The 3,197-nt window shown below is 63.3% G+C and carries 3 protein-coding genes and 1 pseudogene; all 4 read left to right on the top strand.

Annotation, left to right across the window (positions count from 1 at the left end; all coding sequences use genetic code 11):
* A partial coding sequence (locus AB1A62_RS22060) for an ABC transporter permease (RefSeq protein ID WP_366663599.1) occupies positions 1-819 on the top strand: 819 nt, incomplete at its 5' end.
* Positions 820-863: 44 nt separating this feature from the next.
* A complete protein-coding gene (locus tag AB1A62_RS22055) occupies positions 864-1,667 on the top strand; it encodes an ABC transporter permease (protein WP_366663598.1) in 804 nt (267 codons plus the stop codon).
* 14 nt (positions 1,668-1,681) lie between these two features.
* Positions 1,682-2,782: an ABC transporter ATP-binding protein gene (locus AB1A62_RS22050; protein ID WP_366663597.1), complete on the top strand. Its 1,101-nt coding sequence runs from the start codon at positions 1,682-1,684 to the stop codon at positions 2,780-2,782.
* Between the two features lie 20 nt (positions 2,783-2,802).
* Positions 2,803-3,197 (top strand): annotated as a pseudogene (locus AB1A62_RS22045) (spermidine/putrescine ABC transporter substrate-binding protein); the annotation flags it as partial.

The raw sequence follows: 3,197 nt of genomic DNA, 5'->3' as shown, positions 1-3,197 counted from the left end.
AGCGCCCCGGCGTCGCTTTATGTGGGGCTTCTGGTGGCTGCGCCGCTGGGGATCCTGGTGGCCTACAGCTTCTGGACCCAGACCTATGTCGAGATCGACAAGACTCTGACCTGGGCCAACTACCTGGAGGCCGCCACCGATCCGCTGGTGCGGCATCTGATGCTGCGCTCGATCCTGATTGCCGGGGCGGTGACGGCGGCGACCGTGGCGCTGGCCTATCCGATTGCCTATTTCATCGCCTTCCGCACCCAGAAGAAAACCCTGTGGCTGCTGCTGATCACCATCCCCTTCTGGTCCAGCTACTTGCTGCGGGTGTTCAGCTGGAAGCTGATCCTGGGCTTTAACGGGGTGATGAACTCGGCGCTGATCTCAATGGGGCTGATCACAGAGCCGCTGACCTTCCTTCTGTACAATGAATTCGCAGTGGTCCTGACCCTGGCCCATGCCTGGGCGCCCTTTGCGATCCTGCCGATCTATGTCTCGCTGCAGAAGATCGACCGCGCGCTGCTGGAGGCGGCTACCGACCTGGGTCTCAACAAGCTGGAGCGGTTCATCCGTGTCACCCTGCCCCTGACCGTGCCCGGCATCATCGCCGCCAGCCTGATCATCTTCATCCCTACCGTTGGCGATTATGTGACCCCGTCGCTGGTCGGCGGCTCGCAGGGCAAGATGGTGGCGAACCTGATCCAGGTGCAGTTCGGCCCGGCCAACAACTGGCCGCTGGGGGCAACCCTGTCGCTGGTGGCGATGGCCTCGGTCGGCTTTGTCGCCATCCTCTTTGTCATCCTGGCCACCGCATTGGGGAGTAGGATCCGTTGAGCACTCCGGTAAGCGAACCCCTGAACAAACCGCTGGCTTCCTCATTGAGCAAGCCCCGGCGCAAACCCTTCCGTTTCCCCTGGCTCTTGGCCTATGCGGTCGGCTACCTGATCTTCCTGTATCTGCCGGTGCTGCTGCTGCCGCTGTTCTCCTTCAATGACGGCACCATCGTCGCTTTCCCGATGAAGGGGTTCACCCTGAAATGGTACGCCCAGCTGGGCGAACAGGACACACTCTTGCAGGCGATGGTGAACTCGCTGATTGTCGGCGCGGTGACTGCGCTGGTCGCCACCTCGCTGGGGCTGTTCGCCGCCCGCGCCTATGTCCGCTACCGGTTCAAGGGGCGCGAACTGTCGGAGGGGCTGGTGATGCTGCCGCTGGTCATCCCCGGCATCATCGTGGCGTCCTCGATGCTGGTGCTGTTCATCTCGCTGGGCCTGAAACCGTCGCTGACCACGGTGATCCTGGGCCATGTGTTTGTGGCCCTGCCCTTTGCGGTCTCAATCATGAAATCCGCCTTTGACGACTTCGACCAGTCGCTGGAGGAAGCGGCCTTTGACCTCGGTGAAAGCGTGATCGGCACCTTCCGCCGGGTGACCCTGCCGATCGTGGCGCCGGGGATTGTCGCCAGCCTCTTGGTCACCTTCACTGTCTCCTTCGATGAGTTTGTGCTGGCCTTCTTCCTGTCCGGCAACCAGCCCACCCTGCCGGTCTATATCTGGAGCCAGATCCGCTTCCCCGCCAAGCTGCCGAACACGCTGGCGCTCGGCTCGCTGCTGCTGCTCGCCTCGGTGCTCCTGTTGCTGACCGCCGAATACTTCCGCCGCCGCTCCGCCAAATCCGCCTGATGAAGGATACGCAGATGACCACTCAGAACATCATCGAAATCTCCGGCGTGGAAAAGCGGTTCGGCACTTTCACCGCAGTGCGCGACCTGAACCTGACGCTGAAGGAGGGCGAGTTCTTTTCCCTCCTCGGCCCGTCCGGCTGCGGCAAGACCACGGCGCTGCGGATGATTGCCGGTTTCCAGGACCACGACGCCGGCACAATCCGCATCGGCGGCCAGGACATGGCCCATATTCCGGCGAACAAACGGCCCGCCAACATGGTGTTCCAGTCTTATGCGATCTTCCCGCATCTGAATGTCGGCGATAACGTCGCCTTTGGCCTGCGCAAGCTGAAGCTGGGCAAGGCCGAAACAGATGCCCGCGTCGCCGAGGCGCTGGAGATGGTGGAGCTGGGCGGGTTGCAATCGCGCAAGGCCACGGAACTGTCCGGCGGCCAGCGTCAGCGCGTTGCGCTGGCCCGGGCGCTGGTGATGCGGCCCAAGGTCTTGCTGCTGGATGAGCCGCTGTCGGCGCTCGACAAGAACCTGCGCGAGGCGATGCAGTTCGAGATGCGCCGCCTGCAGCAGAAGCTCGGGATCACCTTCGTCATGGTCACTCACGACCAGTACGAGGCGATGACCATGTCCGACCGCATCGGCGTGATGTTCAAGGGCCAGCTCAAGCAGGTCGACAAGCCCGAGGTGCTCTATGCCCGCCCCTGCAGCCAGGAGGTTGCGGCCTTTATCGGCGGCATGAATTTCCTGGATGCGGCTGTCACCGGAGAGGCGGACGGCAAGCTGCACGCCGAGGTGCAGGGCTTCGGCCCGCTGTCCATCGACGTGAATCCCAATGTGGCGCGGCGCGGGCCGCAGCTGCTGACGGGGATCCGCCCCGAGCAGCTGGAGATCTCGGCGCAAAAGCCCGGCGGCTACGACGGCTATCTGCAGGGCACTGTCACCAACGCCGCCTTCTACGGCGAGAACGTGCATTACCACGTCACCGCCGAGGGGCTTTCGCAGCCCATCGCGGTGTCGGTGCCGAACTACTTCCACACGGTGGATCACAAGCAGGGCGACCCGGTCTGGCTGGGGGTGCAGAACGCCTCTGTCATCGACCTCGGTGCCCGCGAGGCATGAGAATTAAGGGAGGACAACACATGAAACGCTTCAAAACGGTACTGGCCGCGGCCACGGCCCTGACCGCCTCGGCAGGCATGGCAGCCGCCGACGCCGCCAGCCTGTCGGTCTTTGACTGGTCCGGCTACGAGGATCAGGGGTTTTACGGCGACTACGTCGAAAAATACGGCGGCGCCCCCAGCTACACCTATTTCGGCAGCGTCGAGGAGGCTTTCACCAAGCTGCAATCGGGCTTTGCCGCCGACCTCGCCCACCCCTGCACCGACGGGCTGCGCAAATGGGTGGCGGCGGGGCTCTTGAAGCCGATCGACACCTCGAAAATCAGCAACTGGGACAGCCTGCTGCCGCAGATCAAGGATGTGGACGGCGTCACCATCGACGGCCAGACCTATATGGTGCCGTTTGAGTGGGGCAA

It is taken from the genome of Leisingera sp. JC11, assembly GCF_040704725.1.
In the GTDB taxonomy this organism is placed as follows: domain Bacteria; phylum Pseudomonadota; class Alphaproteobacteria; order Rhodobacterales; family Rhodobacteraceae; genus Leisingera.
This window is presented reverse-complemented; position numbering and strand designations above follow the sequence as displayed.